Here is a 23,642-nt window from a genome sequence, read left to right on the forward strand (position 1 = left end):
TTGTAGCGGATTAGCCGCCGAGCGCGTAACGTGGCGGACCCGGGGGTATGTTACTAATCGTGAGTGGGTTTTCCGCTGACTGCGGTGCGCGAACCGCGCAGATTCGCTGCACGTAGGCAGGGCGCGGGGCATCGACGAACCCGTCTTCGTAGCCGATCACGCGCAGTCGCCCTCGCACCGCTTCGAGCAGTTCGCCGGGTTCGAGCAGAAACGCCGGATTCGACGGCTTGCCGATACTGCCGTTGCCCGCCGCGAACGTTTCGTAGATCAGCACGCCGCCGGGCGCGAGCGCGTCGATGAAGTGCCCGAACAGCGGCCGATGCAGATAGTTGGTGACGACGACGGCATCGAACTTTCGATCGCCCGAAAGCGGCCAGGGCGCGCCGTTTTCCAGATCGGCGGCAAGCGTTTCGATGCCTTCGAGCGCCGCCATCGACGCGAGCGCGTCCGCGTCACGATCGACCGCCAGCACGGAAAAACCACGCGCCGCGAACCAGCGCGCGTGGCGCCCGCTGCCCGCGGCGACGTCGAGGACCGCGCCGCCGGGCGCGACGAGATGCGCCCAGCGCGCGACCCACGGACTGATCGCACTGTCCATCAGTTGTAAGACAGCCCCATGGCCTCGCGCACGTCGCGCATCGTTTCGGTCGCGAACTTGCGCGCCTTGTCGCAGCCGTCCGCGACGATCGCGCGCAACAGCGACGGATCGTCCATGTACTTCTGCGCGCGTTCCAGCATCGGCTGCTGCTCGCGCAGAATGCCTTCGATCACCGGCTGCTTGCACTCCAGACAGCCGATGCCCGCGCTGCGGCAGCCCTTCTGCACCCATTCGTGCGTGTTCTCGTCGGTGTAGACCTGATGCAGTTGCCACACCGGACACTTGTCGGGATCGCCCGGATCGGTGCGGCGCACGCGCGCCGGGTCGGTCGGCATCTTGCGGACTTTCTGCTCGATGGTCGCCGCGTCCTCACGCAAGCCGATGGTGTTGCCGTACGACTTCGACATCTTCTGGCCGTCGAGGCCCGGCATGCGCGACGCTTCGGTCAGGAGAACCTGCGGCTCGACCAGAATGATCTTGCGCGCGCCTTCGAGATAGCCGAACAGACGCTCGCGATCGCTCATCGACAGGCTTTGCGATTCCTGCAGCATCGCGCGCGCTTGTTCGAGCGCTTCGTCGTCGCCTTCCTGCTGATACGCGACGCGCAGCTCGTGATACAGCTTCGAGCGCTTGCCGCCGAGTTTCTTGGCCGCTTCGAGCGCCTTCTCCTCGAAATCCGGCTCCTTGCCATAGAGATAGTTGAAGCGGCGCGCGATCTCGCGCGTCATTTCCACGTGCGGCACCTGATCCTCGCCCACCGGCACGAGCGACGCGCGATACAGCAGGATGTCCGCCGCCATCAGCACCGGATAGCCGAGGAAGCCGTACGTCGACAGATCCTTTTCGCGCAGCTTTTCGATCTGCTCCTTGTAGGTCGGCACGCGTTCGAGCCAGCCGAGCGGCGTGCCCATGCCGAGCAGCAGCGAAAGTTCGGCGTGCTCGGGCACGCGGCTCTGGATGAAGAGCGTCGCCTGTGCCGGGTCGATGCCGGACGCCAGCCAGTCGATGAGCACTTCCCAGACGTTTTTCTCGATGACCTCGGGCGTCTCGTAGTGCGTCGTGAGCGCGTGCCAGTCGACCACTGCGAAGAAGCACGGATATTCGGACTGCAGCCGCACCCAGTTTTTCAGCACGCCGTGATAGTGGCCGAGGTGCAGCGACCCGGTGGGCCGCATGCCGGAGAAGATACGGTCAGGGAACATGATGTTATGGGAATAGTGAAGCGAGGGGATTCAAGATAGCCGACACCGCCGTATAGCCGACGTTCACGAGCGGCCCGAGCCAGAAGCGCGTCAGCACGCCGGTCACGACGAGCGCCATCACGATGAAGAAGCCGTACGGCTCGAGCTTCGAAAACGCGATGGACGCGCGCACCGGCAGAAGCGCCATGACGACACGGCCGCCGTCGAGCGGCGGCAACGGAAAGAGATTGAGCACGCCGAGCACGAGATTCACGCTGATGCCCGCCTGAGCCATGCCCGTGAAGAACGGCTCGTCGATGTGAAAGGCCCGCAGCAGCACGAAGATCACGCCCCAGACGATCGCCTGGGCGAAGTTGCTGCCAGGCCCGGCCGCCGCGACCCACAGGCTGCCCCAGCGCGGATTGCGCAGGTTGCCGAACGCCACGGGCACGGGCTTCGCATAGCCGAACATGAACGCACCGCTCGTCACGAAGTAAAGGACGATCGGAATGACGATCGTGCCGATCGGGTCGATGTGGCGCATCGGGTTCATCGAAACGCGGCCGAGAACGTAGGCCGTGTTGTCGCCGAGCAGTCGCGCGGCGTAGCCATGCGCGGCCTCGTGCAGCGTGATCGCGAAAATCACGGGGAGCGCGTAGACCGCGATGGTCTGTATCAGGGAAGCATCCATAGGGCGGTATTGTAACAAGCAGGCAGGTTGGATCAGACACGCACGGCGGCGCCGGGCGCGCACTATTTCGCCCATGGTCTGAGCAAACGCTTAATCGGGACTTATGCCCGTGTGCGCTACTGCGCGGCGCTTACGCCGTGAGCCCGAACGGTTCGAGACTGCCTCTCCCCGCGCGCACGAGCACTGGCTCCCCCGAAGAAAGATCGATCACCGTGGACGGCTCCGCCGGACACGCGCCGGCATCGATCACGAGTTCGATCTGTTTTTCGAGGCGTTCGCGGATTTCCTCGGCGTCGTTGAGCGGCTCGGTGTCGGGCGGCAGGATCAGCGTCGATGCAAGCAGCGGTTCGCCGAGCGCCTCCAGCAACGCGAGCGTGATCGCGTGATCGGGCACGCGCAGCCCGATCGTCTTGCGCGACGGATGCGAAAGCCGCCGCGGCACTTCCTTGGTCGCCTGCAGCACGAAAACGTAAGGCCCAGGCGTCACCGACTTGATCAGCCGATACTGCTGGTTGTCGACCATGGCGAAATTGGACAGCTCGGAGAGGTCGCGCACGAGCAGGGAGAGCAACTGCTTGTCGTCGATGCCGCGCACGCGTCGCAATCGCTCGACCGCGTCCTTGTCGTCGAGATGGCAGCCGAGCGCGTAGCTCGAATCGGTCGGCAACGCGACGAGACCGCCGTCCTTGATGATCTGCACGGCCTGATTGATGAGCCGCGGCTGCGGATTATCCGGATGAATGCGAAAGAATTGAGACATGGCGACGCCTTATTGTTTCGATCGTTATCGCGATGGGCCGAGCGGCGCGCGACTTCTTGTCTCGCGCGCGAGCGCGCCCTGCGCGATGCGCGTGCGGAAAATCACAGGTGATGCAAAGACCGTGCGCGCGAACAGAAAGACGCGCGCCGCGGGAACGCTAAAGCCAGCGCTCCCAGACAGGCGTGAGATCGTCGGGCAACGGCGGAAGCAGGCCGAGATCGACGCGCCCTTCGCCCGCGCCGTGGAAGTCCGAGCCGCGCGATGCCTCGAACCCATAGCGGCGCGCGACATCGGCGTATTCGCGGTACTGGTCGGGCGTATGGCTGCCCGTCACGACTTCGATGGCCCGGCCGCCGAGCTCGATGAATTCATCGAAGAGCGCGGCGAACTCGACCGGCGTGAAGTCGTAGCGGCCCGGATGCGCGATGATCGGCTCGCCGCCCGCATCCTTGATCCATTTCACGGCGTCCGCGAGCTTCGCCCAGCAATGCCCGACGAAACCCGGCTTGCCGTCGCCGAGATAGCGCGCGAACACATCCGACGTGGACTGCGCATACCCCGCCTCCACCAGATACCGCGCGAAGTGCGTGCGCGAGATCATGTCGGGATCGTCGGTGAAGCGCAGCGCGCCTTCGTAGCAATCCGGAATGCCGACCGCCGCGAGCGCCTCGCCGATCGCCACGCCGCGCGCCGCGCGCCCGTTGCGCGTCGATTCGAGCCCCTTGCGCAGCGCATCGTTATGCGGATCGACGTTCATGCCGACGATATGCACCGTGCGCGACGCCCACGTCACCGAAATCTCGACGCCGGGCAGATAGCGCATGCCGAGCGCCTCGGCGGCCTTCTTCGCTTCGTCCTGCCCGCCGAGCTGATCGTGATCCGTCAGCGACCATAGCGTGACGCCGTTCGCGTGCGCGCGCGCGGCGACATCGGCGGGCGCAAACTGTCCGTCGGACACGGTGGAATGGCAATGCAGATCGGCGTTCATCGTCGTTTATCGGGCTTCACTCACATTCTAACTGTATCGGCGCGACAAGCCGATTATGTAGTTCCTTCGTTCCGTGCTGCGCCGCTCACGCGCAGAACGATTCGACGAGCGCCGCGACGCGCTCCGGCTGATCGTGATGGATCATGTGACCGGCCTCGTCGACGATTTCCTCGCGCCAGTCGGGAAACGCCTGAAAGCGCGTCTTGAATTCGGCGATGGGCGTCTCGCCCGCGAAAGCCGCGAGCGTCGGCGAATCCTTCGCCTCGACGTGCAGCACGGGCGCCGCCACGCGCGCCCACGCCGCGCTCACCTCGTCGAGCCGATACAGCGTCGGTCCGCGCAATTTGTGCGCCGGATCGGCAAGCAGATGGAAGCGCCCATCCGCTTCCTCGCGGGACCAGTGTTGCGCGAGATAGCGCGCACGCGCGAGCGGCAGACGCGGATTCGTGCGGATCAGCCGGTCGGCGACTTCGTCGAGGCTCGCGTAGCTGCGCAGCGCGGGCGGCGCGCGCAGATCGTCGAGCCATTGCGAAATGCGCCCCGGCGATTGCGACGCGCGCGCCGCCGGCAATCCGAAGCCTTCGAGATCGACCACGCGGCGCACGCGCGCGGGCCGCACGCCCGCGTACAGCAGCGCGACGTTCGCGCCCATGCTGTGGCCGACGATGTTCATCTGACCGCCCGGCGCGTAATGGTCGAACAGCACGTCGAGATCGGAGAGATAGTCGGGAAAGTAGTAATGGCCGCCGCCCTTCTGCGCGACCGGCCAGTCGGAGAGCCCGAAGCCGCGCGCATCGGGCGCGAGCACTTGCCAGTCGCCCGCGAGTGCATCGACGACGAACTGGAACGACGCGCCGATATCCATCCAGCCGTGCAGCATGAAGAGCATCGGGGCGTCGGGCGAGCCCCAGCGGCGTACGTGCAGGCGCACGCCGCGCGCGTCGACGAATTCGGAGCGCGAATCTTTCATGGTGTCGTCTCGAAGTAAAAAAGGATGATCGTTCGATTATAGCGACGAAGAACCTGCCCTACTTCGCATCGTCGAGGCCGGCGAGCGCGCGCAGTTCGGCTTCGTCGAAACCGGCGTCGCGGCGCGCTTCGAAATTGAACGGGCCGCGCAGCTTCGGCGCGTGATATTGCGCGGCGAGGCGTCCGTAAGTCGTGTGCGGGTCCAGATTTCGCGCGTCGCACAGAAACCGGAACCAGCGATTGCCGATCAACACATGGCCGATTTCATCGCGCAGGATGACGTCGAGGATCGCCGCGGACGGGTGATCGCCCGCCTGCGCGAGACGCTTTCTGATCGGCGGCGACGCGTCGAGCCCGCGCGCCTCCAGTGTCCGCGGCACGAGCGCCATGCGCGCCAGCACATCGCCGCGCGTGCGTTGCGCCATGTCCCACAGCCCATCGTGCGCCGGGAAGTCGCCGTAAGCGTGGCCGAAATCGGCGAGGCGCGCGCTCAGCAGCGAAAAGTGATGCGCCTCCTCCGCCGCCACCTTCAACCAGTCGAGATAAAAATCCTGCGGCATCGACGGAAATCGCCAGACGGCATCGAGCGCGAGATTGATCGCGTTGAATTCGATGTGCGCGAGCGCGTGCAACAGCACGGCGCGCCCCGCATCCGACTGCATGCTGCGACGCTTCAGCGACGATGGCTCCACGAGCGCCGGACGCTCGGGCCGGCCAGGCAGATCGCCGGGTTCCGCGAACGCGGCTCGTGGATCGATCCGCGACGGCTGGGCGCGCGCCGCATCGAAAAGTGCGCGGGCGCGCGCGGCTTTCGTCGCGGGATCGCGCTCGCGCAGGACCGCGAGCGCTGCGCGGCGGGCGCAGTCATCGGCTTCCGGGGAAATGACAAGGTCGTGCATCGGACTGTCTCGAAAACGGGCGTCGAACACTGCGTTCCAGCGGACGCTTACGGCAAACAGCTAAAATGGTAATCCCGGCGGACGCCTCAAAACGCGCAACAATGCGCGTGCGCCGCCTCACCGGCAGGCGCGCATTGTAGTCCCACCTTCACGACATCACGCCTCAGGAGACAATGTGGCCATCTACAAACTCGGCGACGACGCCCCGACCATCCACGAAAGCGTGTTTCTCGCGGACACCGCGACCATCATCGGCCGGGTGACGCTCGAGGAAAACGCGAGTGTCTGGCCCGGCGCGGCGCTGCGCGGCGACAACGAGCCGATCGTCGTCGGACGCGGCAGCAACGTGCAGGAAGGCGCGGTACTCCACGCCGATCCGGGTTTTCCTCTGACGATCGAGAGCGATGTCACCGTCGGCCATCAGGCAATGCTGCACGGCTGCACGATCAAGGAAGGCTCGCTGATCGGAATCCAGGCGGTGGTCTTGAATGGCGCGGTGATCGGCCGCAACTGTCTGGTTGGCGCGGGCGCCGTCGTCACCGAAGGCAAGGTGTTTCCGGACAATACGCTGATTCTCGGCGCGCCCGCCAAGGCAGTGCGGGAAATCGGCGAGGCGGATATCGCCCGCATGCGTGCGGCCACGGCGAGTTATGCCGACCGTCGCGAATATTACAAGGCGCACCTCGTGCGTATCGGCTGAACGGACGCCGCACGAGACGGCGCAGCAGCCTCAACACCCAAGGAAGAGTTGTGAACGACCAGTTGCAGAAATTCATGTTCAACGCGGCGCCGGTGCGCGGCGAGATCGTCTCGTTGCGTCATACGTGGCAGGAAGTGCTCGCGCGCCGCTCGTATCCCGTGGCCGTGCGCAACGTGCTCGGCGAAATGATGGCCGCATGCGCGCTGCTGTCCGCGAACCTCAAGTTCGACGGCACGCTCATCATGCAGATCTACGGCGACGGCCCCGTGAAGATGCTGGTCGTGCAGTGCAATTCCAACCTGTCGCTGCGCGCCACGGCGAAGCTGGCCGATGGCGGCGAGAGCGAGCTCGACAGCGAAATGTCGCTGCCGGACCTGCTGAACCGTCACGGGCGCGGCCGCTGCGTCATCACGCTCGATCCCTCCGACAAAAAGCCGGGGCAGCAACCGTATCAGGGCATCGTACCGCTGTCGGACGAGCATGGCGCGCTCAAGTCGATGGCCGAAGTGCTCGAGCACTACATGCATCACTCCGAGCAGCTCGACACACGCTTGTGGCTCGCCGCCGATACCGACCGCGCCGTCGGCCTGCTGCTGCAGAAGCTGCCGGGCGATGGCGGCATCGTTCCGCATCCGGGCGAGCACGACGCCGATACGTGGCAGCGCGTCTGCCATCTCGGCAGCACGCTTTCGAACGACGAATTGCTGAAGGAAGAGCCGGATACCGTGTTCAAGCGCCTTTTCTGGCAAGAAAACGTCCAGCACTTCGAGCCGGCAGCGGCGCGCTTCCAGTGCACGTGTTCGCGTGAGAAGGTCGGCGGCATGCTGAAGATGCTCGGCCGCGAGGAAGTCGACAGCGTGATCGTGGAGCGCGGCAATGTCGAAGTGCATTGCGAGTTCTGCAACCAGCGCTATGACTTCGACTCCGTCGACGTTGCGCAACTTTTTGTCGCAAACGAACTCTCACAAGGTGTGAGCCCGGCGTCGGACCGGCGCCACTGAAACGCCGCGCAAGCCTTGTCCAGTCGAGGTTTCGCCACGCGCGCCGGTGACGCTCGAAGCACGGCGCGCCGCTTGCGGCCTGCTTTCGGCCCGGCTCTCACGACAGATTCCGCAAGCTATGATGGGACTCCTGCACAGATGTCCGGCCCGCTGGAGGTCGCAAAATGAAAACCGCAACACTCAACTGGAAGTTGCTGCCGTGTCTGGCCGGGGTCGCGCTCGTCGCCGGCTGCATGATGGATCCGCCCGGCCCGTCGCCGATCTATAGCCGCTTGCCCGACACATCGCCTGCGCCGCAACAGACGCTCACGCCGCAGCAGGAGATGGACCGCTACAACGCCATCGACAAGCAGGCGCTCAACGAATCGCAGCAGGCAGCCGCGGCTGGCAACGCCGCGAAGACGATGTCGCAGTTCTACGCGCCCGCGCCGGTGTCGGTCTACGGCGGCTATTCGAGCGGCGGCTGGGGCGGCCCGTACTGGGGCACCGGCATCGGATTCGGCACTTCGTGGTAGGCGAGGCGGCCATCCGCCTTTGTCTGCCAAATACAAAAATGGCGCGGTCGTGACCGCGCCATTTTTTCTCTCAACCAGCCGGCGTCTTACTGCGCCGCGCCCTGCTGCTTTTTCTTCGCTTCGGCCGCTTTTTCCTTCTGCGCCTTCTTGTCCAGCTCGCGCAACTCCTGCTTCGAGCGCGACACGGGATTCGGCACCACGCGCAGCGGCGCCGCTGAAACCTGACCGCGCGTCGAGCCGTTCATGCCCGGCACGTTCGCGGAATTGACGGGCGCGTTCGAATTCGGCGAGACGAACTGCACGAACACCTCGCTGTCCTTCACCATGCCCATCTCGTAGCGCGCGCGCTCTTCCACGGCGGCGGTGCCGTTTTGCAGGTCCTGCACTTCGCCCTGGACGCGCTCGTTGCGCAGTCTCAGATTCGTGTTCTTGTCCGTCTGCTGCGCGAGCTGCTGCTGCAATTCATGCACGCGCAGCCAGCCGCCATGTCCCCACCAGAGCGGGTATTGGATCAGCACCAGCAAAAGAACCAGAACGACAGTTACGAGCCGCATTCACGTAGCCGAAATAAGCGCCGCCCGGCGGCAAGCTGCCCCGGGCGACGGGCTTCAAAAGATGACGCTTCAAAGACCACTAAGCGTCCTTATCGACTAAAGCGGCAAAAGCTTTAGCGCAAGTTGTAAAACGCCGACTTGCCCGGGTAGCTGGCGATATCGCCGAGATCTTCCTCGATGCGCAGCAACTGGTTGTACTTCGAGATGCGATCGCTGCGCGACAGCGAGCCGGTCTTGATCTGGCCGGCGTTCAGGCCGACCGCGATGTCCGCGATGGTCGAATCTTCCGTCTCGCCCGAGCGGTGCGAGATGACCGCCGTGTAGCCCGCGCGCTTGGCCATTTCGATCGCCGCGAAGGTTTCCGTCAGCGTGCCGATCTGGTTGATCTTGATGAGGATCGAGTTCGCGATGCCCTTCTCGATGCCTTCCTTCAGAATGCGCGTGTTCGTGACGAAGAGATCGTCGCCGACGAGCTGGATCTTCTTGCCGAGCTTGTCGGTCAGCGTCTTCCAGCCTTCCCAATCCGACTCGTGCATGCCGTCTTCGATCGACACGATCGGGAACTTGTCGGCGAGTGTGGCGAGGTAATCCGCGAATTCGGTCGACGACAGTTGCAGGCCTTCGCCAGCCAGTTGGTACTTGCCGTCGTGATAGAACTCGCTCGCCGCGCAGTCGAGCGCGAGCAGCACATCTTCACCGGCGCGATAACCGGCCTTCTCGATGGCTTGCAGAATCGTCGACAGGCACTCGTCGTTGCTGCCGAAGTTCGGCGCGAAGCCGCCTTCGTCGCCCACCGCGGTGCTCATGCCGCGCTCGGCCAGGATCTTCTTCAGCGCGTGGAACACTTCCGCGCCGCAACGCAGCGCTTCGCGGAACGTCGGCTGGCTCACCGGGACGATCATGAATTCCTGGATGTCCAGGCTGTTGTTCGCGTGCGCGCCGCCGTTGACGATGTTCATCATCGGCACCGGAAGCTGCATCGCGCCCGAGCCGCCGAAGTAGCGGTACAGCGGCAGGCCGGCTTCTTCGGCGGCAGCCTTCGCGACCGCCATCGACACCGCGAGCATCGCGTTCGCGCCGAGACGCGACTTGTTGTCGGTGCCGTCGAGTTCGAGCAGGGTCTTGTCGAGGAAAGCCTGTTCCGAGGCGTCGAGGCCCATGATGGCTTCGGAAATCTCGGTGTTGATGTGTTCGACGGCCTTAAGCACGCCCTTGCCGCCGTAGCGGCCCGCTTCGCCGTCGCGCAATTCGATGGCCTCGCGCGAGCCGGTGGATGCGCCCGAAGGCACCGCCGCGCGGCCCATCGTGCCCGACTCGAGCAACACGTCGCATTCGACGGTCGGATTGCCTCGCGAATCGAGAATCTCGCGGCCGATGATATCTACGATAGCACTCATGGTTTCCTCAAGAAATGACGATGAATTCTGTCAGTCACAACGAAGCGCGCCGCCTGTTTTTACACTTCGATACACGCTTCACTGGCTTCGCTCAGACCCATTCGATGACCGCCGGGTTCAGCTCCGGCGCAAAGAGCGGTCGTTTCGGGACCGGATCGAATCCGGTCCGCATCGCTTTCGTGGGGAGCGGGCGTCTCATCCGCCGGTTGCGGATGCCGCCCCGATGCGTTGCACGCTCCTCCGTTGCCCGGATGACGCCGGACGGCCTGATCTCGCAACACGGGCGCCCATGATGACGCCCGCGCCGTACTACTTTTTGCTGCCGACGCTCAGTTGAAGTCGTTCTCGAGGAACGAACCGCTTTTCACCGCGCGATCGATCGTGATGAGCGTCGAAAGCAGCGCTTCCATGTGATGCAGCGGCACCGCGTTCGGGCCGTCGGACTTCGCGCAGGCCGGGTCCGGATGGGTCTCCATGAAGAGGCCCGCCACGCCCGTCGCGACCGCCGCACGCGCCAGCACCGGCACGAACTCGCGCTGACCGCCCGAGCTCGTGCCCTGCCCGCCCGGCAACTGCACCGAATGGGTGGCATCGAAGACGACCGGCGCGTTGGTTTCGCGCATGATCGCGAGCGAGCGCATGTCGGACACGAGGTTGTTATAGCCGAACGACACGCCGCGCTCGCACGCCATGAAGCGGTCTTCCGACAGACCCGCTTCACGCGCGGCGTCGCGCGCCTTGTCGATCACGTTCTTCATGTCGTGCGGCGCGAGAAACTGGCCCTTCTTGATGTTGACCGGTTTGCCCGAGCGCGCGCACGCGTGGATGAAGTCGGTCTGACGGCATAGGAACGCGGGCGTTTGCAGCACGTCCACGACCGATGCGACCGCTTCGATTTCTTCCTCGGTGTGCACGTCCGTGAGAACGGGCACGCCGAGCTGCTTCTTCACTTCGCCGAGAATGCGCAGGCCTTCGTCCATGCCCGGACCGCGATACGACTTGCCCGAACTGCGGTTCGCCTTGTCGAACGACGACTTGTAGATGAACGGAATGCCGAGCTTCTGCGTGATTTCCTTCAGCCGGCCGGCGACGTCGATGGTCATTTGCTCCGACTCGACGACGCACGTGCCCGCGATCAGGAAGAACGGCTTGTCGAGGCCCGCTTCGAAATGACACAGCTTCATGCTTGCGCTCCCGCGGTGGCTTTCGCCGGCGCCTTCACGCCATTGCCTTCGGCGTGCGCGCGCGCTGCATCGACGAATGCCTTGAAGAGCGGATGCCCGTCGCGCGGCGTCGACGTGAATTCGGGGTGGAACTGCACGCCGACGAACCACGGGTGCAGCGACTGCGGCAACTCCATCATCTCGGGCAGATCCTCGCTCGGCGTACGGGCGCTGATGATAAGCCCGCCGGCTTCGAGCTGGGGCACGAAACGGTTATTGACTTCATAACGGTGACGATGACGCTCGTTCACATCGCTGCCGTAGATGCGCTCGGCCATCGTTCCCGGCTTGATCGGGCACTTCTGCGAGCCGAGGCGCATGGTGCCGCCGAGATCCGACTCTTCGTTGCGCTTTTCGATGCGGCCCGCGCGGTCGTACCACTCCGTGATGAGCGCGACGACCGGGTTGCCCGTGTCCTGATCGAACTCGGTGGAATTCGCATCGGCGAGACCGGCGACATCGCGCGCGAACTCGATCACCGCGAGCTGCATGCCGAGGCAGATGCCGAGATACGGCGTCTTCGATTCGCGTGCGTAGCGGATCGCCTTGATCTTGCCTTCCGTGCCGCGACGGCCGAAACCGCCCGGCACCAGCACGGCGTCGAGGTGCTTCAGTGCGTCGGTGCCTTCGGCGTCGATCTGCTCGGAATCGATGTACTCGATGTTGACCTTCGTCGACGTATGGATGGCCGCGTGACGCAGCGCTTCGATCAGCGACTTGTACGATTCGGTGAGCTCGACGTACTTGCCGACCATGCCGATGGTCACTTCGTGCTTCGGATTTTCGAGCTTCTCGACGAGGTTCGACCACATCGCCAGATCGGCCGGCGGCGGCGCGAGCTTCAGCTCTTCACAGATGATGTCGTCGAGGTGCTGGTCGTTGAGCATCTGCGGAATCTTGTAGATGCTGTCCGCGTCCCAAACGGAAATGACCGCGTCTTCGGGCACGTTCGAGAACATGGAAATCTTGGCGCGCTCGTCGTCGGGAATGCGGCGGTCGGCGCGGCACAGGAGCACGTTCGGATAGATACCGATTTCGCGCAGCTTCTGCACGCTGTGCTGCGTGGGCTTTGTCTTGAGTTCACCCGCCGTCGCGATGAACGGCACGAGCGTGAGGTGCACGAAGCACGCGCTGTTGCGGCCCATGCGCAGGCTCATCTGACGCGCGGCTTCGAGGAACGGCAGCGATTCGATGTCGCCCACCGTGCCGCCGATTTCCACGATCGCCACGTCCGGCTGGCCGCACGTCGCCGCAGCGGCGCCGCGCTCCACGAATGCCTGGATTTCGTTGGTGATATGCGGAATGACCTGCACCGTCTTGCCGAGATACTCGCCGCGGCGTTCCTTGCGGATCACCGATTCGTAGATCTGGCCCGTGGTGAAGTTATTGGCCTTGCGCATCTTCGTGCTGATGAAGCGCTCGTAATGGCCGAGGTCGAGGTCGGTCTCCGCTCCGTCTTCCGTCACGAACACTTCCCCGTGCTGGAACGGGCTCATCGTGCCGGGGTCGACGTTGATGTAGGGATCGAGCTTGAGGAGAGTGACTTTGAGACCGCGCGATTCGAGGATCGCGGCGAGAGAGGCGGCGGCAATACCCTTGCCAAGGGACGAAACTACGCCGCCGGTGACGAATACATATTTGGTCATCGCTAGATGCTCGCGGGAAAAACGGATTATACCGTAAAGGCCGGTTCCCACGAAGCGCGCCCGGCGCGGATATTGGCTACAAATCCGCGCATTTCGGCGTCATTTTTGCGGAACGTGACGCGGGCCGTTCGTCAAGTCCCGCGCGCGCGCTCGCGCCCTTTTCAGCGCGCCGTCTGCATGGCCGTGAGCAGCCGCTGCACGGCGCGCGCGGTGTCGATCGGGCGCTCCATCGGAAAGAGATGGCTGCCTTCCATCCATTCGATGTGCTCGCCCGCGATGCGCCGCGTCATCCCGAGCCCGACCTGGCGCACTTCGCGCGAATGCGTCCCCGCGATGAAACCGACGGGCACCGGTGCGCCGTGCGCGAGCCGCGCGCCGAGCGTGTGCGGCAGCGTGCGATAGATCAGATATTCCACATGGCGATCGAATGCGAGCGAGCGTGCGCCGTTCGCATGGGTCTGCGGAATGCCGAAATCGATATAGTCCGACAGCATGCGTTCGTCCCAGCGCGCGAACGCCGGTTTCGACAGGAAATGCCGCCACGCCTCGTCGCGGCTCGCCCACTGCGTGCGGCGCTTGCGCGTCGCGGCGGCGGGCGACAGGCGCTCGTCCAGCCCGGTCCATTGCGTGACGCGCAGGAGTCCGCTCTTCCAGCCCGCGATCACCGGCGAATCGAGCATCACCACGCCTTTCACCCATTCCGGGCGCTTCAGCGCCGCCATCAGCGACAGATAGCCGCCGAGCGAATGCCCGACGAGCCACACCTTCGGATGATCGCCGTCGGCTTCGCGCCGATAGCGGCTCATGTCGTCGATGAGCTGATCGACGAGATACGGCCAGTCGCGTGTCACGGGAAAGCGCGCGTCATGACCGATGCGCTCGATGCTGCGAACTTCGTATTCGTCGGAAAGCTCCGCGAACATCGTGCGATACGTCGATGCGGGAAAACCGTTCGCGTGCGAGAAATGGATGATGTCTTTCAAGCGTGTCTCTTGTTTTTTTAGCGTTTAGCGCGCCATCCAGTAGCGCGCGTGGCTTTGCCGGTAGCGCTCGAACGTAATCTGCGAACCGATTTCGATACGCGCCGCGCCGTCTTCGTCGCTGCGCGAAAGCACGATGTCGCGCATCCGGTAGCGCGCGAAAACGGTCGGATGCGGATGATGAAAACGGTTGCGATAGCCTACCTGAAATATCGCGGCCAACGGCCCGACAGAATCGAGGAAAGGCTCGGTGGACGAAGTGCGGCTGCCGTGATGCGGCACGATGAGCACATCGGCGCGCAGGTCTGACGCGTCGCGCGCGATCAGCATGCGTTCGACGTCCGCTTCGATATCGGCGGCGAAGAGCGCCGAGCGTCCCGCCGCGTTCGTCACCTTGAGCACGCACGACTGCCGATTCGGCTTGCCCGAAAGCGGTCCCGGCTCGGGCCACAGCATTCGGAATTCGACGCCGTCCCACGTCCAGCGCTGCCCCGCCGCGCAACGCAGCGTCTGCGCGCCGCGTGCGCGCGCATCGGACCACGACGCGTCCTGCGCGGGCAGCGACGCGAGCAGTTGCCGCACGGCGATCGATTGCAGCACCGCCGGCGCGCCGCCCGCGTGATCCGAATCGGAATGGCTGATGACGAGCGCATCGAGCGCGCGCACGCCCGCAGCCTGCAGATACGGCACCACGATCCGCTCGCCCGCATGCGTCGATTCGGGACCGGGACCGGCGTCGAAGAGCAACGTGTGCCGCGCCGTTTCGACGACGAGCGCCGAGCCCTGGCCGATATCGAGCGCGGTGACGCGAAACGCGCCGACCGGCGCGGGATGCATCGCGGGCGCGAGCAGCGGCAGCCACGTCAGCGGCGCGGCGAAGCGCAACGGCCAGCCGCGCGGCGCGAGCGCCCATGCGACGCCGACGCACGATGCCGCGAGCGCGAACGCATCCGGCCGGGGCAAAAGCCAGAGCGACGCGGGCGCGGCATTCGCGAGACGCGCGAGCATGTCGCAGAGCACGGACAACGCGGCATGGGCGACGTGAAGCATCGGCGCATCGAGCGGTGCGGGAAGCATGAGACCGGCGAGCGTCGCGGGCGTCACGAGCGCGCTGATCCACGGAATCGCGAACGCATTCGCGAGCGGACCGAGCAGCGGAATCTGCGAGAACCAGTAGACGGTGAGCGGCGCGAGCGCGATCGTCACCGCGTACTGCACACGCGCGCTCGACGCGATATACCGCCGCGCGCGCGCGGCGAACCGCGCGACGATCGCGAGCGGCCTGCGCTTCGCGACATGTTGCGGACGATGACCGACTTCGCTCGGATCGACGCGATCCCATTGATCGACGTCGTCCTGTTCTTCCGTTTGCGCCCGCGACGCGCGACGTCCCGCCGACGCGATCGCATGCAGAATCGCCGCCACCGCGCAGAACGACAGCCAGAATCCCGGCGCTGTCACCGCCCACGGATCCGCGATCAGCACGAACGCGAGCGCCCAAAGCAGCACGAGCGACGACAACGGCCGTCGTCCGAAGAAAAACGCGAGCGCAACGACCAGCAGCATCCACAGCGTGCGTTGCGCGGGCACGTTGAAACCGGCGAGCGCGGCATAGCACGCAGCGAACACGGTCGCGCCGATGGCCGCCGCTTTCGGCGTGGCCGCGATCAACGGCGCGCTCAGGCCGCGCAAGCGCACGCGCTTCCACACGAATCCGACGATCAACGCCGCCAGCCCCGCGACGAAGCCGATATGCAAGCCCGATATCGCAACGAGATGACTCGTGCCGGTCGCGCGCATGACGGTCCAGTCGGCATCGCTGACGGCGTCCTGCGCGCCCACCGCGAGCGCGACGATGATCCCGCGATGCGGCGCATCGCCGAGCACGGTCTCGATGCGTTCGCGTGCCCGCGCACGCAGCCGGTCGATCGTCAGCCGCGGACCCGACGCATCGGCGTGCAAACGGCGCGGCTCGCGTGCTGCCGATACATAACCCGTCGCGCGAATGCCGCGTTCGAGCAGCGTTGCTTCGGCATCGCGCAGACCGAAGTTGGCGTTGGCATGCGGACGCTTCAAACGCGCCATCAAGCTCCATCGCTCGCCGGCGTGCAGGTTCGGAACATGATCGCCCGACATCCAAAGCAAGCGCACGACGCGCGGAAAGTCATGCAATTTCGCGCCGTTGGCCTCGACTTCGAAGAGAAAGCGCGTACCGTCGGCCCGTCGCTCGGGCATGCCGCGCACGAAACCCGTCAGTTCGATGTCGCGCTGCTCGTAGCGTGCTGGCAATTGTTCGCGCAGCCGCACATCCGCGCGTATCGCCGCATACGCGAAACCCAGCGCGCAAGCAGCCAGCGCGAAGCTCGCGATGCGCGCACGCGGCTCGATCGCGCCCGACGCAATCGCGATGACGAACGCCGTGCAGCACGCGCACCACGCGATGACATCCGGCAAGCGAGCCTGCTGCTGCAACCACCAGACACCCAATGCAAATCCCAGCAGAATCGCCCGCACGTCTTCCCTCTTCGTTCCTCGTCACGGCGAACGCATGCAGCCGATGCGTCCATCGAAACGATTATGAAGAGGCGAGCGCGAGCCGTGGGAGCGCAGCGTGAGCGTTAGCCGTTGTGCCTAGGGAAAGCACGTTTTCGTCGATGCCGCGCAGTTGCGCGAGCACTTGCGCGATGCGCGCGACCTGGTCCGGCGTGTTGCGTTGCTTGTAGCGCCAGGACGGCGCGATGTCGGGCGCATCGGTTTCGAGCACGATCGCGTCGAGCGGCAGCTCCGTCGCGAGCCGGCGGATCTGCAGCGCGCGCTCGAACGTGAGATTGCCGCCGAAGCCGAGATGCATGCCTTGCGCGATGAACGCCTCGGCCTGCTGGAAACTGCCGTTGAACGCATGCGCGATGCCGCGATGAATGTCGTGCGCGCGCAAGCCCTTCAGCACCTTGTCCTGCGACTTGCGCACATGACAGATGACCGGCAGATCGAACTCGCGCGCGAGCTTCAGTTGCTCGTTGTAGAAGAACTGCTGGCGGGCGTCGTCGAGCGTCGGCACGAAGTAATCCAGCCCGATTTCGCCGATGCCCACAAAGCGCGGATCGTCCATGCTCGCTTCGATTTCCTCGCGCAGCGCGCGCAGGTCGTCTTCGTGCGCGCCCGGCGTGAAGAGCGGATGAATGCCGAGCGCGTACGCGCCGCCTTCGATGCGATGCGCCAGCGCCCGCACCGTGTCGAAGTTGAAGCGCCCGACGCCCGGAATCACGATGCGCGTCACGAGCGCATCGAGCGCGGCATCGGCGACGGCATCGCGGTCGGCATCGAATTCGCCGGCATCCAGATGACAGTGCGTATCGATCCACATGGCGGCCTCCGCGCGTCGCGAAAGATTCAGACCGGCACGACCGGCTCTTCGTGCAGCACGCCGTCGCGCAGGCGCAGGATGCGGTCGCAGCGCGCGGCGAGATCGGGATCGTGCGTGACGATCACGAAGCTCGTCTCGAGCGTGCGCGACAGCTCCAGCATCAGGTTGAAGACGGTATCGGCGGTGCCGCCGTCGAGATTGCCGGTGGGTTCGTCGGCGAGCACGCATGCGGGATGCGTGACGAGCGCCCGCGCGATCGCCACGCGCTGACGCTCGCCGCCCGACAATTCGCCCGGCCGATGCTTCGCCCGATGCCCGATGCCCACGCGCTCCAGCATGACGAGCGCTTCCTTGCGCGCGTCTTCCTCGGGCATGCGGCGGATGCGCAGCGGCATCGCGACGTTGTCGAGCGCCGTGAATTCCGGCAGCAGATGATGGAACTGATACACGAAACCGAGCGCGCGATTGCGCAGCTCGTTGCGTTCCTTTTCCTTCAGTTCGGTGAACGGCTTGCCGAGCAGCGAGACCTTGCCCGCGCTCGGTTCGTCGAGCCCGCCGAGCACATGCAGCAGCGTGCTTTTACCCGAGCCCGATGCGCCGACGATCGCGAGCTTTTCGCCCTTCATCACGTCGAGTTGCGCGTTGTTGAGCACCTGCACGTTGAAGCCGCCCTGCACGAACGTCTTCGAAATCGCCGATGCCCGCAGCACGATGTTGTTGGCCGGAATCAGATCACTCATAGCGCAGCGCCTCCGCCGGACGAACCTTCGCGCCGCGCCAGCTCGGATAGAGCGTGGCGAGCGACGACAACAAAAATGCGATGACGCCGATCTTGACGACATCGCCCGGCACGAGCTCAGACGGCAGTTCGCTGATGAAATACACCGAGGACGGCAGGAACTGCACGTTGAAAAGATGCTCGATCATCGGCACGAGCCATGGAATGCTCCACGCGATCAGACAGCCGAGCGTCACGCCGAGGGCCGTGCCGATGAAGCCGATCGTCACGCCCTGCACGACGAATATCTTCATGATCGAGCCCGGCTGCGCGCCGAGCGTGCGCAGAATGGCGATATCGGCCTGCTTGTCGGTGACGGTCATCACGAGCGACGACACGAGATTGAACGCCGCTACCGCGATGATCAGCGTGAGGATGATGAACATCATGCGTTTCTCGATCTGCACGGCGGAGAACCACGTCTTGTTCTGCTGCGTCCAGTCGCGAATGTACAGATCGCCCGACAGCGTGCCCGCGAGCTGGCGCGCGACTTCGGGCGCGCGCTGCATGTCCTTCAGGCGCAGGCGCACGCCGGTCGGCGCGGGCAGGCGAAAGAGCGCTTCGGCATCGCGGATTTCGATGAGCGCGAGCGTCGAATCGTATTCGTAGTGCCCCGACTCGAAAACGCCGACGACGGTGAACTGCTTGAGGCGCGGCATCATGCCGGCCGGCGTGATGGTGCCTTCGGGCGCGACGAGCGTGATCTTGTCGCCCCGCGTCACGCCGAGGTTGGCCGCGAGATCCTTGCCGAGCACGATGCCGAACTCGCCCGGCTTCAGGTCCGTGAGCTTGCCCGCGCGCATTTCCTTGCCGATGTCGGACACTTCCGGCTCGAGCGTGGGCTCCACGCCGCGCAGCGCGACGCCGCTCACGGCGCCCTGACGCGTGAGCAGCGCCTGCGCTTCGACATAAGGCGCGGCGCCGATCACTTCCGGATTGCGCTTCGCTTCCTGCGCGGTCAGTTGCCAGTCCGGCATGGAACCCGTCGGCGAGAAGATTTCGACGTGCGCGAGCACCGACAGCATGCGGTCGCGCACTTCCTTCTGGAAGCCGTTCATGACCGACAGCACGACGATCAGCGCGGCGACGCCGAGCGCGATGCCCGCCATCGAAACGAGCGCGATGAAGGAGATGAAGCCGTTGCCCGTGGTGCGTTTGCTGGCGCGCGTGTAGCGCCAGCCGATCTGCCATTCGTACGGAAGTTTCAAGCGATTCCTTTCTGCTGCTGTTCCAGCGTTGTTGAGTCCGGTGAAGCAAATTTGCGAAAGTTTGCCATATGTCGCGAAAGCCACGCACTGGCAGCCTTCGTCCGCGAGGCGGGAACGGCGCGCCGAGCCTGATCGGAGAAGGCGCTTTGCCCTACAATGCCGAGCATCATGCCCGTTCATCATCTCCATCTCCTGTTGCCGTTCGCCCTGCCTTCGGCCGCGGACGCCGCCACCGCCCTGCACGGACTGGAGAGCGCGGCGCTCGACAAGCTGCTCGCCCGCGCCACGCTCGAAGAACGCGTCATCGGCGAGGATTTTCAGCGCACGCTGCCGCACGAACGCTGGATCGCGCGCCGCTTCGGCGCGGTGACGCCCGCCGATCAGCGCTATGCCGACGACGCCCCGCTCGCGCCCTTCATGCTGCTCGCCGACGGCGGCACGCCCGGCGATGCGCTCTGGGCCTGCATCGAGCCGGTTCATGTCCGTATCGCGCACGATCATCTCGTATTGATCGATCCCGACACGCTCGGCGTGCACACGGAAGAAGCGCGCGCCCTGCTCCAGACCGCGCGGCCGGTGATCGAAGCGCTCGGCGTGACGCTGCAAGCGCCGACGCCATTACGCTGGTACGTGTCGGGTGAAGCGCTGGGCGCGCTCGCGGGCGCATCGCCGTTGCGCGCGACCGGGCGCAACATCGAAATCTGGCTGCCGCACGAGGCCCGCACCGGCGATCGCGCGCGCGCGTGGATGAAGCTGCAGAACGAAGTGCAGATGGCATGGTTCGAACATCCGCTGAATCTGGAACGCGAATCGCGCGGCCTGCCTGCGATCAATTCGATCTGGCTCCACGGGCAAGGCGCGATGCGGCCCGTGCAAAGCCCGTTCGCGCGCGTGATGTCCGATGCGGCCGCGACGCGCGGTCTCGCGCTCGCTTCCGGCGTGAAGCCGTCGATGCCGCCGGAGTCGTTTGCATCGCTCTCGAAAGACGACGCGCAGGACGCGACGCTCGTCGAGCTCGATGCGTTCTCCGCGCCGTTCATCGAACAGGATTGGGCGCGCTGGAACGATGCGCTCAAGGCGCTGGAAAACGCGTGGTTCGCGCCCGCGCTGCAGGCGCTTCTCGACGGCTCGCTCGGCCGCCTGAGTCTCACGCTTTGCGGCGATACCGGCTCGGTCACGCTCTCGGTCACGCGCGCCGATCTGCGCAAGTTCTGGCGGCGCCGTCCGATCGCGGCGCTCTTCATCGAATAAGGCACTTTGCAATGACGCGAATCGTTACGCGCGCTTCTTCTCCCGCCGATGCCGAAGCGCTGATGCGCCACGGCCTGCATCCCGTCATCGCGCGTCTTTACGCATCGCGCGGCGTGACTTCTCCCGATGAAGTCGAAACCGAATTCAAGCGCCTGCACGCGCCCGCCGGCCTGAAAGGCTGCGACGCCGCCGCCGTCGTGCTCGCCGATGCGCTCGTCTCGGGACAGCGCATGCTCGTCGTCGCGGACTACGATTGCGACGGCGCGACCGCATGCGCCGTCGCCGTGCGCGGGCTGCGGATGTTCGGCGCGAACATCGACTATCTGGTTCCGAACCGCTTCGAATACGGCTACGGGCTGACGCCGGAAATCGTCGAGCTGGCGTCGCGTTCGAAGAGCGGCCTGCCGGATCTGCTCATCACGGTCGATAACGGCATCGCGAGCGTCGATGGCGTCGCGGCGGCGAACGCGCTCGGCATCGACGTGCTCGTCACCGATCATCACCTGCCCGGCGACGAGCTGCCCGCCGCGCGCGCGATCGTCAATCCGAATCAGCCGGGCTGCGCGTTTCCGAGCAAGTGCATCGCGGGTGTCGGCGTCATGTTCTACGTGCTGCTCGCGTTGCGCGCGGAGTTGCGGCGGCGCGGCGCTTATGCCGATGGCACACCCGAGCCGCGTCTCGATGGCCTGCTCGATCTCGTCGCGCTCGGCACCGTCGCCGATGTCGTGAAGCTCGACTGCAACAACCGCATTCTTGTCGCGCAAGGCCTGAAGCGGATTCGCTCGGGCCGCATGCAGCCGGGCATCGCCGCGCTCTTTCGCGCCGCCGGCCGCGATGCGCGCGCGGCGTCGGGTTTCGATCTCGGCTTTGCACTCGGGCCGCGCCTCAACGCGGCGGGACGGCTGTCGGACATGTCGCTCGGCATCGAATGCCTGACGACCGACGATGTCGGCCGCGCCTGGGAGCTCGCGCAGCAACTCGATTCGATGAACCGCGAGCGTCGCGAAATCGAAGCCGGCATGCAGCAGCAGGCGCTCGCCGAATTGCAGACGATCGATCCGGGCGAGCGCGCCACGCTCACGCTCTACGACGCGAGCTGGCATCAGGGCGTGATCGGCATTGTCGCGGGGCGGCTGAAGGAGCGGTTTCATCGGCCATCGTTCACGTTCGCGCACGCCGACGACAGCGGCACGCTCAGCAAGGGCTCCGGCCGCTCCATTCCGGGCTTTCATCTGCGCGACGCCGTCGATCTGATCGCCAAACGCGAGCCCGGCCTCATCCACAAGTTCGGCGGACACGCAATGGCCGCGGGCCTGACGCTTTCCACCGCCGACATCCCGCGCTTCACCGCCGCGTTCGAAGCGATCGGGCGCGAATGGCTGACGGCCGAAGCGCTGTCGCGCACCGTCGAAACCGATGGCGAACTCGAAGACGCGTACTTCACGCCGCAATTCGTCGAAATGCTCGACGCCGCCGTCTGGGGACAGGGCTTTCCCGCGCCGACCTTCTCCGGCGAGTTCGAAGTCGCGTCGCAGGCGCTCGTGAAGGACAAGCATCTGAAGCTGTCACTGTTGCGCGGGCGGCAGCGTTTCAACGCGATCTGGTTCAACCACGTCGATCCGCTGCCGCCGCGCGCGACCGTCGCGTACCGGCTCGTCAGCGATTCGTGGAACGGCGTCGCGCGGGTGCAGCTGATCGTGGAGCACGCGGGCTGAGCGGCCCGCCGCGCACCCCGAAGGCCGGGGAAACCCTGTCGATCGGCTATAATTTCATCTTTTTACGAAGCCGAAGATCGACAATGGAAGCGGAACGTCTCAACGCGATCGAAAGCCTTCTGGCCGACCTGCGCCGCCGCGCGGGCGAGCTACGGGGGTATCTTTGACTACGACGCCAAGTCCGCGCGTCTAGCCGAAGTCAATAAGGAACTCGAAGACCCGAACGTCTGGAACGACTCGAAGAACGCCCAGGCGCTCGGTCGCGAAAAGAAGCTGCTCGACGGCGTGGTCTCCGCACTCACCGCCCTCGACAACGACCTGCGCGACGCGGACGAACTGTTCGGCATGGCGCGCGAGGAAAACGACGAGGACACGCTCGTCGCATCCGAATCCGATGCGGATGCGCTGCGCCTGCGCGTCGAAGACATGGAATTCCGCCGGATGTTCTCGAACCCGGCCGACCCGAACAACTGCTTCATCGACATCCAGGCGGGCGCGGGCGGCACCGAAGCGTGCGACTGGGCGTCCATGCTGCTGCGCCAGTACCTGCGCTACTGCGAACGCAAGGGCTTCAAGACCGAAGTGCTCGAAGAGTCCGAAGGCGACGTCGCGGGCATCAAGAGCGCGACGATCAAGGTCGAGGGCGAATACGCATACGGCTATCTGCGCACCGAAACCGGCATTCACCGCCTCGTGCGCAAGTCGCCGTTCGACTCGTCGGGTGGGCGTCACACGTCGTTTTCGTCGGTGTTCGTGTATCCGGAAATCGACGATTCGATCGAGATCGAGATCAATCCCGCCGATATCCGCACGGACACGTATCGCGCATCCGGCGCGGGCGGCCAGCACATCAACAAGACCGACTCCGCCGTGCGACTCACGCACGCGCCGACGGGCATCGTCGTGCAGTGCCAGAACGACCGCTCCCAGCACCGCAATCGCGCGGAAGCCATGCAAATGCTCAAGGCGCGTCTCTACGAATTCGAGATGCGCAAGCGTCAGGCCGAGCAAGACAAGCTCGAATCGAGCAAGACCGACGTGGGCTGGGGCCATCAGATCCGCTCCTACGTGCTCGACCAGAGCCGCGTGAAGGACTTGCGCACCAACGTGGAAATGAGCAACACGCGCGCCGTGCTCGACGGCGACCTCGACGACTTCATCAGCGCGAGTCTGAAACAGGGCGTTTAATTCGCCGACGCGGGTATCGACTTCGATATCCGCGTT

22 protein-coding genes are annotated in these 23,642 nt (G+C 65.1%); 6 read left to right on the plus strand and 16 right to left on the minus strand.

From position 1 onward, the window contains the following. Positions 1-10: 10 nt before the first annotated feature. The 7 genes from NCS00_RS09300 to NCS00_RS09330 form a co-directional block, all read right to left on the minus strand. Positions 11-598: a class I SAM-dependent methyltransferase gene (locus NCS00_RS09300; RefSeq protein ID WP_250439954.1), complete on the minus strand. Its 588-nt coding sequence runs from the start codon at positions 596-598 to the stop codon at positions 11-13. Beyond that, a complete protein-coding gene (locus tag NCS00_RS09305; protein ID WP_008341861.1) occupies positions 598-1,800 on the minus strand; it encodes a tryptophan--tRNA ligase in 1,203 nt (400 codons plus the stop codon). The genes NCS00_RS09300 and NCS00_RS09305 overlap by 1 nt, the downstream gene beginning before the upstream one ends. A 4-nt stretch (positions 1,801-1,804) precedes the next feature. Further along, positions 1,805-2,470, minus strand: coding sequence for a site-2 protease family protein (locus NCS00_RS09310; protein WP_008341863.1), 666 nt, complete (start codon positions 2,468-2,470; stop codon positions 1,805-1,807). A 130-nt stretch (positions 2,471-2,600) separates the two neighbouring features. Then, a complete protein-coding gene (locus NCS00_RS09315) occupies positions 2,601-3,230 on the minus strand; it encodes an L-threonylcarbamoyladenylate synthase (protein ID WP_008341865.1) in 630 nt (209 codons plus the stop codon). A 157-nt stretch (positions 3,231-3,387) separates the two neighbouring features. Then, on the minus strand, positions 3,388-4,218 hold the full coding sequence (locus tag NCS00_RS09320) for a 3',5'-nucleoside bisphosphate phosphatase (RefSeq protein ID WP_008341867.1): 831 nt from the start codon (positions 4,216-4,218) through the stop codon (positions 3,388-3,390). A gap of 85 nt (positions 4,219-4,303) precedes the next feature. Further along, entirely contained in the window at positions 4,304-5,188 is an 885-nt protein-coding gene (locus NCS00_RS09325; protein ID WP_250439956.1) for an alpha/beta fold hydrolase, read from the minus strand. 58 nt (positions 5,189-5,246) lie between these two features. After that, positions 5,247-6,086: a ferritin-like domain-containing protein gene (locus tag NCS00_RS09330; protein WP_250439957.1), complete on the minus strand. Its 840-nt coding sequence runs from the start codon at positions 6,084-6,086 to the stop codon at positions 5,247-5,249. 175 nt (positions 6,087-6,261) lie between these two features. Between NCS00_RS09330 and NCS00_RS09335 the strand changes: the two genes are divergently transcribed. The 3 genes from NCS00_RS09335 to NCS00_RS09345 all read left to right on the plus strand — a co-directional run bounded on the left by NCS00_RS09335 (position 6,262) and on the right by NCS00_RS09345 (position 8,302). Beyond that, positions 6,262-6,786 (plus strand): gamma carbonic anhydrase family protein, encoded by a 525-nt coding sequence (locus NCS00_RS09335; RefSeq protein ID WP_008341871.1) that lies wholly within the window; start codon positions 6,262-6,264, stop codon positions 6,784-6,786. 50 nt (positions 6,787-6,836) lie between these two features. Then, positions 6,837-7,787, plus strand: coding sequence for an Hsp33 family molecular chaperone HslO (gene hslO, locus NCS00_RS09340; protein ID WP_175982707.1), 951 nt, complete (start codon positions 6,837-6,839; stop codon positions 7,785-7,787). 164 nt (positions 7,788-7,951) lie between these two features. Further along, positions 7,952-8,302: a hypothetical protein gene (locus NCS00_RS09345; RefSeq protein ID WP_008341874.1), complete on the plus strand. Its 351-nt coding sequence runs from the start codon at positions 7,952-7,954 to the stop codon at positions 8,300-8,302. A gap of 86 nt (positions 8,303-8,388) precedes the next feature. Here NCS00_RS09345 and ftsB read toward each other — a convergent pair whose 3' ends face one another. From ftsB to NCS00_RS09390, 9 genes are all read right to left on the minus strand, one after another. Then, complete coding sequence (ftsB, locus tag NCS00_RS09350; RefSeq protein ID WP_008341875.1) at positions 8,389-8,856, minus strand: cell division protein FtsB; 468 nt, start codon at positions 8,854-8,856, stop codon at positions 8,389-8,391. A gap of 113 nt (positions 8,857-8,969) precedes the next feature. After that, positions 8,970-10,253 (minus strand): phosphopyruvate hydratase, encoded by a 1,284-nt coding sequence (eno, locus tag NCS00_RS09355; protein WP_008341877.1) that lies wholly within the window; start codon positions 10,251-10,253, stop codon positions 8,970-8,972. A gap of 329 nt (positions 10,254-10,582) precedes the next feature. Continuing rightward, positions 10,583-11,437, minus strand: a complete 855-nt coding sequence (gene kdsA, locus NCS00_RS09360; protein ID WP_008341878.1) for a 3-deoxy-8-phosphooctulonate synthase — start codon at positions 11,435-11,437, stop codon at positions 10,583-10,585. Beyond that, on the minus strand, positions 11,434-13,122 hold the full coding sequence (pyrG, locus tag NCS00_RS09365; protein ID WP_008341880.1) for a CTP synthase: 1,689 nt from the start codon (positions 13,120-13,122) through the stop codon (positions 11,434-11,436). The genes kdsA and pyrG overlap by 4 nt, the downstream gene beginning before the upstream one ends. A gap of 161 nt (positions 13,123-13,283) precedes the next feature. Next, the gene (locus NCS00_RS09370; RefSeq protein ID WP_008341881.1) at positions 13,284-14,105 is read right to left on the minus strand and encodes an alpha/beta fold hydrolase; all 822 of its coding nucleotides are present in this window, start codon (positions 14,103-14,105) and stop codon (positions 13,284-13,286) included. Positions 14,106-14,129: 24 nt separating this feature from the next. After that, positions 14,130-16,616 (minus strand): DNA internalization-related competence protein ComEC/Rec2, encoded by a 2,487-nt coding sequence (locus NCS00_RS09375; RefSeq protein ID WP_244807431.1) that lies wholly within the window; start codon positions 16,614-16,616, stop codon positions 14,130-14,132. A 61-nt stretch (positions 16,617-16,677) separates the two neighbouring features. Beyond that, the gene (locus tag NCS00_RS09380) at positions 16,678-17,466 is read right to left on the minus strand and encodes a TatD family hydrolase (RefSeq protein ID WP_175982710.1); all 789 of its coding nucleotides are present in this window, start codon (positions 17,464-17,466) and stop codon (positions 16,678-16,680) included. Positions 17,467-17,492: 26 nt separating this feature from the next. Then, positions 17,493-18,206 carry a lipoprotein-releasing ABC transporter ATP-binding protein LolD gene (gene lolD, locus NCS00_RS09385; RefSeq protein WP_008341887.1) on the minus strand — a complete coding sequence of 238 codons (714 nt, stop codon included), beginning with the start codon at positions 18,204-18,206 and terminating at the stop codon, positions 17,493-17,495. After that, entirely contained in the window at positions 18,199-19,452 is a 1,254-nt protein-coding gene (locus NCS00_RS09390) for a lipoprotein-releasing ABC transporter permease subunit (RefSeq protein WP_033535777.1), read from the minus strand. Before NCS00_RS09390 ends, lolD begins: the two co-directional genes overlap by 8 nt. Before the next feature lie 156 nt (positions 19,453-19,608). Between NCS00_RS09390 and NCS00_RS09395 the strand changes: the two genes are divergently transcribed. The 3 genes from NCS00_RS09395 to prfB all read left to right on the plus strand — a co-directional run bounded on the left by NCS00_RS09395 (position 19,609) and on the right by prfB (position 23,606). Then, positions 19,609-20,703 carry a regulator gene (locus NCS00_RS09395; RefSeq protein ID WP_250439958.1) on the plus strand — a complete coding sequence of 365 codons (1,095 nt, stop codon included), beginning with the start codon at positions 19,609-19,611 and terminating at the stop codon, positions 20,701-20,703. Positions 20,704-20,714: 11 nt separating this feature from the next. Next, positions 20,715-22,418, plus strand: a complete 1,704-nt coding sequence (recJ, locus tag NCS00_RS09400; RefSeq protein WP_008341891.1) for a single-stranded-DNA-specific exonuclease RecJ — start codon at positions 20,715-20,717, stop codon at positions 22,416-22,418. Positions 22,419-22,501: 83 nt separating this feature from the next. Next, a protein-coding gene (gene prfB, locus NCS00_RS09405; RefSeq protein WP_144403574.1) for a peptide chain release factor 2 occupies positions 22,502-23,606 on the plus strand; the annotation gives its coding sequence in 2 pieces (ribosomal slippage) (positions 22,502-22,582 and positions 22,584-23,606; 1,104 coding nt in all). Positions 23,607-23,642: the final 36 nt, after the last annotated feature.

Origin of the sequence: Caballeronia sp. AZ1_KS37, from assembly GCF_023631165.1 — a bacterium.
Lineage (GTDB): Bacteria > Pseudomonadota > Gammaproteobacteria > Burkholderiales > Burkholderiaceae > Caballeronia > Caballeronia zhejiangensis.

What these genes read in the sequence shown, in the direction of transcription:
- pyrG (WP_008341880.1), bottom strand. Translation starts at nt 13,122, where the DNA reads ATGACCAAATATGTATTCGTCACCGGCGGCGTAGTTTCGTCCCTTGGC.
- NCS00_RS09380 (WP_175982710.1), bottom strand. Translation starts at nt 17,466, where the DNA reads ATGTGGATCGATACGCACTGTCATCTGGATGCCGGCGAATTCGATGCC.
- kdsA (WP_008341878.1), bottom strand. Translation starts at nt 11,437, where the DNA reads ATGAAGCTGTGTCATTTCGAAGCGGGCCTCGACAAGCCGTTCTTCCTG.
- NCS00_RS09310 (WP_008341863.1), bottom strand. Translation starts at nt 2,470, where the DNA reads ATGGATGCTTCCCTGATACAGACCATCGCGGTCTACGCGCTCCCCGTG.
- NCS00_RS09300 (WP_250439954.1), bottom strand. Translation starts at nt 598, where the DNA reads ATGGACAGTGCGATCAGTCCGTGGGTCGCGCGCTGGGCGCATCTCGTC.
- NCS00_RS09320 (WP_008341867.1), bottom strand. Translation starts at nt 4,218, where the DNA reads ATGAACGCCGATCTGCATTGCCATTCCACCGTGTCCGACGGACAGTTT.
- recJ (WP_008341891.1), top strand. Translation starts at nt 20,715, where the DNA reads ATGACGCGAATCGTTACGCGCGCTTCTTCTCCCGCCGATGCCGAAGCG.
- eno (WP_008341877.1), bottom strand. Translation starts at nt 10,253, where the DNA reads ATGAGTGCTATCGTAGATATCATCGGCCGCGAGATTCTCGATTCGCGA.
- NCS00_RS09325 (WP_250439956.1), bottom strand. Translation starts at nt 5,188, where the DNA reads ATGAAAGATTCGCGCTCCGAATTCGTCGACGCGCGCGGCGTGCGCCTG.
- lolD (WP_008341887.1), bottom strand. Translation starts at nt 18,206, where the DNA reads ATGAGTGATCTGATTCCGGCCAACAACATCGTGCTGCGGGCATCGGCG.
- NCS00_RS09345 (WP_008341874.1), top strand. Translation starts at nt 7,952, where the DNA reads ATGAAAACCGCAACACTCAACTGGAAGTTGCTGCCGTGTCTGGCCGGG.
- NCS00_RS09395 (WP_250439958.1), top strand. Translation starts at nt 19,609, where the DNA reads ATGCCGAGCATCATGCCCGTTCATCATCTCCATCTCCTGTTGCCGTTC.
- NCS00_RS09315 (WP_008341865.1), bottom strand. Translation starts at nt 3,230, where the DNA reads ATGTCTCAATTCTTTCGCATTCATCCGGATAATCCGCAGCCGCGGCTC.
- NCS00_RS09330 (WP_250439957.1), bottom strand. Translation starts at nt 6,086, where the DNA reads ATGCACGACCTTGTCATTTCCCCGGAAGCCGATGACTGCGCCCGCCGC.
- NCS00_RS09305 (WP_008341861.1), bottom strand. Translation starts at nt 1,800, where the DNA reads ATGTTCCCTGACCGTATCTTCTCCGGCATGCGGCCCACCGGGTCGCTG.
- ftsB (WP_008341875.1), bottom strand. Translation starts at nt 8,856, where the DNA reads ATGCGGCTCGTAACTGTCGTTCTGGTTCTTTTGCTGGTGCTGATCCAA.